The sequence below is a fragment of the Bacillus sp. JJ664 genome (assembly GCF_036962205.1).
In the GTDB taxonomy this organism is placed as follows: Bacteria; Bacillota; Bacilli; order Bacillales; family Bacillaceae_G; genus Gottfriedia.
In genome coordinates this window covers 1-8,044 of the sequence record NZ_JBALMS010000148.1, presented here as the reverse complement: position 1 = coordinate 8,044, position 8,044 = coordinate 1, and the positions used below count along the sequence as shown (strand labels likewise).

The following is an 8,044-nucleotide window of genomic DNA, read 5'->3' as shown; positions in this document are numbered from 1 at the left end:
AAGAGAATCTATTTCAGGATTCTTTTTTATTTACTTTCTTACACTCATTTCCTCCATTTTTTTCCAAAATTTGTTATAATTAAATAGGATACTCGTATTTTACAAGTGTGAGCAAGGGGGTAAAGTATGAAGATATGTATTTGTAGTGATCTTCACATTGACTTCAATGAAAAAAAGTTGGGCATAGCTTTTGATGAAGAATTTATTACTTTTGTGAAAAAGAAAAAGCCCGATTGTGTTTTAATTGCTGGCGACATCAGTAATACAGTTCAAGTTACGTTGAACTTCATCGATCTTGTACAAAAAGCTACTGGTATTCCAATTTACTTTATTCCAGGAAATCATGATGTTTGGGCTGACGGTGTGGGTGAATCAACTCTTGCTATTGAAGAGCTAGAGAAGCATCCATCTTGTTTAATACATCATTCGATTGAGTTATCAAATAATGTAGTCATTGTTGGTGACAGTGGTTGGTATGATTATAGTTTTATTGATGAAATGAAATTATCAGAGGAAGATATTAAGGGATTTAAAGATACGAATTGGGATGGACGTTATACATACCTTAAAACAAGTGATAAAGAGTATTTGAAAGAATGTTTAAATAGAATTGAAGATAAACTAAAACAATATGAATCTAAACAAGTTATTTTAGTGAATCATTTTATTCCACGTGAAGAATTTTTAATCTGGAAATCGGATCGATTTTGGAACCTCTGTAATGCTTATATGGGTTCAAAAAAAATAGGTGAGTTAATAAAACGATATGAAAATGTATCACATTGTATTTTTGGACATACACATAAGCGTTTTGGAAGTGTAAAAAAAGATAATTGTATGTATATTTGTACTCCTTTAGGTTATTATGGAATTGAGTTCTTTGATCAAGATTTACAAGTTTGTTTGGAAGAGAGTTGTGTTATTTTAGAAGTTTAATGTAGAAATAGTAAAAAAGTTTTTTATTTTTAGTAGATTACTCACTTTTTAACATTTGTAATATTCTATATAATTGAATTAAATACTTATAAAGGTGTGGAAACAATGAATAAAAATAATAATCAATTACCTAATACGACTGTAAAACCTGGTGATGAAATAGAGTTCATGTCAGTTGAAAATAAACAAAGAGAATTGATGCCTATTTTATTAAAAGGCATTGTGACGAAAGTGATGACAAATTCGGTTATCGTTGATATGAGTAATGATAAAAATCATGTGGGTTATTATGAAACTGAGCATACTGTTGTGAATCATAGAAAGTATAAAATTATTTCAGTGGCTTAAGTAGGTATTATTTAAGACTTATTTAGTAATAGACTGGAATGATCAATATGGGATTCTAAATGGACTTTTATAATGACATATGAAAGCGGTTTAGGTCCTTACTTTATACAGAAAGACTAGAATAAAATGGTTAGTAGGGAGTTGTTCTTAATGTGAACAACTCTCTTTTTGTTGTTCAAAAAAATCTTGAGTAGGTCTGTCAGTACATAATACCTAGTCAATTGTTACTACTTAATACTCTATAAAACTATGTTAAAATAATAAGGTTAGCCTAGTGTTAAGTTTATACAAATCATTATAGAAAAATTATTACGCAACATGGTAAAAGCAAAAGGGGAAATTACATTTGAAGAAGACAGCTTGGTTATTAATAATTTTTTTATGTTTGCAGTTAACTCCTGTAAATATTCAAACGAAAGTTCGTGCTGCAGGTTTAACAGAAACTGTGACTTCACTGACACAGGTCCCTGAGGGATATATTGGGATATATAGTGAAGTAGATTTACATAATATCCGAAACAATTTAAGTGGTAAATACATATTAATGAATGATATTGATTTGACTACGGCTACAAGTAGCGGAGGCAAGTATGATCATAATGGATCTGGATGGGAACCGATTGGGTCAAAGAGTAGCCCTTTCAAAGGGATTTTAGATGGAAACGGATTTAAAATCATTGGTCTGCATATAAATATTGTTTCTGATCAAGAAATTTATACAGGTTTAATCGGTTATTCTTTGAATTCAAAGATCGTAAATCTTGGTTTAGTAAATGGATCGATTGATGCAGAAAGTACATCACTTGATACTGCTAACAGTAATGTTTTTGCGGGTGGATTGATTGGTTACGGGACGAACGTTGTAATAACGAATTCATATAATGATAATCCAGTACATGCTTTTTCATATACAAATAGCTATGCTGGGGGCTTAATCGCATCAATTTCTGGTTCAACAAGTGTACATTCAGTGATTTCAAATAGTTATAATACTGCCGAGATAAAAGGGAAAAGTACTACAGGCGGAATAGCCGGTAAGGTTAGTTGGACAGATATCTTGAATACTTATAATTTAGGTGATATCAATAAAGATAATTCAAATGGTAATACAGCAGGTGGAATTACTGGTACGAGTAACAATGTAACAATTAGTGACAGTTATAATAAAGGAAATATAACGACAGCAACTTCCTATTCAAATGGTGGTGGAATTTCTGGTTCAGCATCTACTACTACAATTAAAAAAAGTGCAAATCACGGAAGTATAAACAGTACGATAAAGTCCGGTAATGTGGCAGGTTTAGTCGGTTCTTTGAACTCAAATTCATCCATTTTAAATAGCTATAATACTGGACAAATTATTGGGGCATGGAGTGTAGGTGGAATTGTAGGAACAGTAACTAATTCTTACACTTCGCAGTCATATAATGCAGGTAATATCGTAGGAAACTGGGCAGGTGGGATCTATGGATGGTCATCATCTTCACATGTACGCGATAGTTATAATATTGGAAGTATAAGAGGTAGTATTGATACGGCTGGAATCATTAGTCATGGTGAAGATTCATCAATTCAAAATAGTTACAATTCAGGTAGAATTATTAGTTCGAATTATAACAATTCAGGTGCAATTGCAGCGAATTATGAAGGCATAATTGAGAATAGCTACTTTTTTAGTAATAATACACATGCTGTTGGTACGGGTTCTGAAGAAGGCACCGAGCGGAAAACTTTAGAAGAAATGAAACAAATTAGTTCCTATCAAAATTTCGATTTTAATTCTATTTGGGAAATTGATAATTCAAAAGATTTCAAGCTTCCAAAATTAAGAAATACTACATTTAGTGGTAACGAAGAAAATATTTATTCTGAAATCAAAACAAAACCATTAAAAACGGTCTATGCACTAGGAGAAGAAGTCGACCCCACTGGAGCAGTGTTAACAGTTAGATCGAATTTTGGAAATGAGTTTGAAGTAGATGTTACAAAAGATATGATAAAAGGATTTTCTAATAATTATCTAGGGTATCAATATGTACCAGTCTATTATGATGGTTTAAGAAGTGATTTTAGTATTACAGTCAAAAGAGAATATGTTGTTACGTTTAAAAGTAATGATGGAACAGTTTTAAAAACAGAAAAAGTTTTAGAGGGTGATACCGCAACTGCACCAGAAGCTCAAGTTAGAGAAGGACAAACATTCATTGGATGGGATAGGGACTTTTCATCAATAAAATCTAATGTAACGATTACCGCAAAATATGATATAAACAAGTACACTGTTTCATACTTTGATGGGGATGGAAATCCATTGGCACAAGAGGTCACATACTATGGGGCTAATATCTCGAATCAAGAAGCACCCGTTAAAGAAGGCTATACTTTTATAGGATGGTTTACTGACAAAAATTATCAATCAAAATTTGAAGTATATACACCTATTAAACAAGATATAAAACTTTATGCTAGATTTGAAAAAACTCCAGATATTCCATTAAATATAAAGATTGCTTCTGTTGATTACAACAAACTATCTATAAACTGGGATCAAGTGAGCGGATCTTCGGGCTATGAAATTTATAGAAGTACAACGATTGATGGTCCGTTCAATTACGGAATGGAAGTCCAAACTGGAACTACCAGTCAGTACACTGATTTGTTCCTAGATACTGGGAAAACTTATTATTATAAAGTTAGGTCATATAAAATTATTGATCAAGATAAAATTTTCAGTCCTTTTACCTCAATTTATAGTGGAAAACCTGCTTTGGGTCCAAGTTCTACACTAAAAGCTACAGTAGAAGGTTTTAATAGCGTACAAATAAGCTGGAATGAAGTCAGTGGCGCAGTTGGTTATGAGTTGTACCGTGCTACATCTATGACAGGGGCTTATACTAATCTAACTCCATATATTGACGGAAATGGTACAAGTTATCTAAATGAGAATCTAACATCCGGAACAACGTATTATTATAAAGTAAGAGCGTATAAACTAATTGATGGAATCAAAGTTTACAACCCATTCTCATCTATTGTAAGTGCAAAACCAGTATTACCAACTATAACGGCACCAAAGGCAACGGTAGCTGGGTTTAATAAAGTAAAAGTAAGTTGGAATGAAGTAGGAGAAGCAGATGGATATGAGGTTTATCGATCAACTGCACTTTCAGGTACTTATAGTAATATTGCTTCGCTTAAGTATAGCTCGACACTAAGCTATACGAATACGAATCTAACTCCTAATAAAAACTATTATTATAAAATAAGAACATACCGAATTTATAATGGAAAAAAAGTATATAGTTCGTTTTCCAATGTCGTATTTTCTAAACCAGTTTTGGCTTCTATTACCTCATCTAAAGTAGCTACGGCGGGATACAATAAAGTGAAAGTAACCTGGGGAAAAGTTAGTGAGGCGAGTGGATATGAAATATACCGATCAACTTCAAAGACAGGTACGTTCAGCAAAATCACAACACTTAGCGGGAATTCAAATAGTTATATAAACGGAAGCTTAACAACAGGAAGAACTTATTATTATAAAATAAAAGTATATCGCAACAATAATGGAACAAAAGTTTATAGTTCATATTCAACTATTGTTGGAGCTGCACCGGTCTTAGCAGCACCGACAAATATAAAGGCAACAAGAGCAAGCAGTTCTTCAATCAAACTAACATGGAGCAAAGTAAGCGAAGCTAGCGGGTACGAAATATATAGTGGAACTAGTAATGCTGGAACCTATACAAAATTATCAACGACTTCTACAAATACAACTGTTAGTTATACAAATTATAAGGTAACGAAAAATGCAGTCTATTACTATAAAATGAAATCCTACCGAATAGTGAATGGTAAGAAAATTTATAGCAACTATAGTTATGTAGTTAGTGGAAAGGCTTATTAGTTGGAAAAAGAGAATCTAATGTAGATTCTCTTTTTTATTCTTAGGTATTTTAATTCTTCACTTTTCACACTCATAAGCAACTAATGTAACGCTTAACTCATCTTCCAAGTTTTCTATTTTACTTTTCGCATCATCAGTCAAATGTGCAATATGAAAATCTTCATTACTTAATTCTTTGTTCATTTTTCATTCTCCTTATCACGTTTTGATATCATTTTCATATTTCCCATTGATAAAAAAACTATCCTTAGAATAGGGCACATTAAAATTGAAATTTTATTTGGATGTTCAAAAACTAAATAAAGATAAATAAAAAAATAAGAGTAAAGATAGTAAGGGGTGAATATTCTTACTATCTTTATTCTTAGTATAAAGAAACGAATAACTTGAATTTTTTGTTAACAGCACCTAGAAACCTTACCGCCTTTAGCGTTGTAACGGGCTTCTTGAGCCTCACAGAAAAATTCCTTTCTAGATTTCACAGAATCATCGGGATGGCACTTTTTCATATGCTCCACGTATGTTTCATAGCTTGGAACGCCGACAAGAAGACTAAGGAATTGTTTTCTATACGATAAGATTTCCTTTAACTTGTTAAGCATAATTTGTAAAATCTCCTCCGTCGCGAGGTACAGGAGGCGTCTCATGCAACGGTAATTTGTTGTTTGTAATAACTTTAAACCAAATCCTGATTGCTGAAATTAAGACTGTAATGACAACTGCAATAAAAATAACACATAATGTGGCATCAAGATAATCATTTATCAGAATTTGTTTCATTTGTGCCGGCGATGTCGCAGGTGCTAGTACTTTTCCATCATTATAGGCCTCTTTAAAAATGTTAGCGTGGGCAAGGAATCCAATTTTAGGATTTTCATGAAATAATTTTTGCCAGCCTGCAGTTAGAGTGACGATTAACAGCCATGTTGTTGGAAGCAATGTTACCCAGACATATGCTTTTTTGCCCATTTTAAAGAGGATCGTCGTACCGAGTAGCAGGGCAATAGCAGCTAACATTTGATTAGCAATACCGAACAACGGCCATAGTGTATTAATTCCTCCAAGCGGGTCAATAACACCTTGGTATAAGAAATAACCCCAAAAAGTTACACATAGAGCGGTTGCGATAATATTAGGAATTAAAGCATCCGTTCTAGCAAAAGGCTTATAAGCAGTCCCGATAAGATCTTGAATCATAAAACGTCCAACACGTGTACCTGCATCAATCGTAGTTAAAATAAAAAGTGCTTCAAAAAGGATAGCAAAATGGTACCAAAATGCCATTAGGGCCTTTCCACCGATGACTTTGGAGAATATTACAGCCATACCGATTGCAAGCGTCGGTGCACCGCCAGTTCTTGAAAGAATGGTTTGCTCCCCAACGTCATTTGCGAGTGTTTTTAAATCATCAGGAGTGATAGTAAAGCCCCAGCTCGAAACTGTTGAAGCAGCTTGGACAACATCAGTTCCGATTAAAGCAGGAGGACTATTAATCGCAAAGTAAACACCAGGTGTCAAAACGCAGGCCGCAATCATTGCCATCACCGCAACAAAAGATTCTGTCAGCATTGCTCCATATCCAATCGGACGAGCATGTGACTCACGTTCTATCATTTTAGGGGTTGTACCTGAGGAAACCAACGCATGGAACCCAGAAACTGAACCACAGGCAATTGTAATAAATAAAAATGGGAAGAGATTTCCTGCAAAAACTGGTCCTGTACCGTCTATAAATTTTGTAACACCTGCCATTTCAAGGTTTGGTGCAACAATAATGATTCCTAACGCTAGGCCAAGGATCGTACCAATTTTTAAAAATGTACTCAAATAGTCACGTGGTGCTAGAAGAAGCCAAACTGGTAAAACAGATGCTACAAATCCATAAATAATCATCATAATAGCAATTGTTTCACCTTTAAAGGTAAACATAGCTGCTAATGTTGGGTTTTCAGCAACTGTTTGTCCGAAGAATAGTGAAATAAGCAACAATACAATACCAATTAGAGAAGCTTCCCCGACACGCCCTGGGCGAATATAACGCATATAAATTCCCATAAAAATAGCGATTGGAATGGTAGCAGCAATGGTAAACATTCCCCATGGACTTCCTACTAATGCTTTAACAACCACCAATGCTAATACGGCTAATAAAATAACCATAATTCCTAAAATACCAATCATTGAAATAATTCCTGTTACACGTCCCATTTCGTCCTTAATCATTTCACCGAGTGACTTACCATCTCGGCGCATGGAACCGAAAAGAATAATAAAGTCCTGAACAGCTCCGGCTAAAACAACACCTACGACAATCCAGAGTGTTCCAGGTAAATAACCCATTTGCGCTGCAAGAATTGGACCAACTAATGGCCCTGCACCGGCTATGGCCGCAAAGTGGTGTCCAAAGAGCACCCATTTATTTGTCGGAACATAGTCTTTTCCATCGTTATGTATTTCAGAGGGTGTTTTACGTTTGTCATCGAGCTGAAACACCTTATTCGCAATAAACCTACTGTAGAAACGGTAAGCAATTGCATAAACAGAAACTGCTGCTGTTAAAAGCCAAATTGCATTAATACTTTCTCCGCTATTTAAGGCCATCACCGCAAATCCTGCTGCTCCAAGTGCAGCAATTAATCCCCAGATTAAAATTGATTTAAGCGCTTTTATACTCATCGCCACCTTTTCCAAAATTTACAAATATTATATCTTACTATTAAGAAAATTCTAATAATTAATTAGACCTAATATGAAATAACATGTAAGTACAATCTTACCAATTCGTAAAAGTATTGAATTACGTTTCGTGAGTGTAATGGGAGTCACTAGTTTTTATTTCGTTTAATCATTCAT

At 34.1% G+C, this 8,044-nt stretch carries 6 protein-coding genes; 3 read left to right on the top strand and 3 right to left on the bottom strand.

Annotated features, from left to right (window positions below; all coding sequences use genetic code 11):
- Nucleotides 1–126: 126 nt before the first annotated feature.
- From V7056_RS18490 to V7056_RS18480, 3 genes are all read left to right on the top strand, one after another.
- On the top strand, nt 127–936 hold the full coding sequence (locus tag V7056_RS18490) for a metallophosphoesterase (RefSeq protein WP_499703865.1): 810 nt from the start codon (nt 127–129) through the stop codon (nt 934–936).
- 105 nt (nt 937–1,041) lie between these two features.
- Nucleotides 1,042–1,284, top strand: a complete 243-nt coding sequence (locus V7056_RS18485) for a DUF2187 family protein (protein WP_499703864.1) — start codon at nt 1,042–1,044, stop codon at nt 1,282–1,284.
- 346 nt (nt 1,285–1,630) lie between these two features.
- A complete protein-coding gene (locus tag V7056_RS18480) occupies nt 1,631–5,191 on the top strand; it encodes an InlB B-repeat-containing protein (protein ID WP_499703863.1) in 3,561 nt (1,186 codons plus the stop codon).
- A gap of 57 nt (nt 5,192–5,248) precedes the next feature.
- Here the strand turns inward: V7056_RS18480 and V7056_RS18475 are convergent, their stop codons facing one another.
- From V7056_RS18475 to V7056_RS18465, 3 genes are all read right to left on the bottom strand, one after another.
- Nucleotides 5,249–5,374, bottom strand: coding sequence for a hypothetical protein (locus tag V7056_RS18475; protein ID WP_464959759.1), 126 nt, complete (start codon nt 5,372–5,374; stop codon nt 5,249–5,251).
- A gap of 215 nt (nt 5,375–5,589) precedes the next feature.
- Nucleotides 5,590–5,793, bottom strand: a complete 204-nt coding sequence (locus V7056_RS18470) for a YbdD/YjiX family protein (protein WP_499703862.1) — start codon at nt 5,791–5,793, stop codon at nt 5,590–5,592.
- On the bottom strand, nt 5,786–7,861 hold the full coding sequence (locus tag V7056_RS18465) for a carbon starvation CstA family protein (protein ID WP_499703866.1): 2,076 nt from the start codon (nt 7,859–7,861) through the stop codon (nt 5,786–5,788). Before V7056_RS18465 ends, V7056_RS18470 begins: the two co-directional genes overlap by 8 nt.
- Nucleotides 7,862–8,044: the final 183 nt, after the last annotated feature.

Coding starts and splice junctions, on each gene's coding strand:
- V7056_RS18490 (WP_499703865.1), top strand. CDS start 127: ATGAAGATATGTATTTGTAGTGATCTTCACATTGACTTCAATGAAAAA.
- V7056_RS18475 (WP_464959759.1), bottom strand. CDS start 5,374: ATGAACAAAGAATTAAGTAATGAAGATTTTCATATTGCACATTTGACT.
- V7056_RS18485 (WP_499703864.1), top strand. CDS start 1,042: ATGAATAAAAATAATAATCAATTACCTAATACGACTGTAAAACCTGGT.
- V7056_RS18470 (WP_499703862.1), bottom strand. CDS start 5,793: ATGCTTAACAAGTTAAAGGAAATCTTATCGTATAGAAAACAATTCCTT.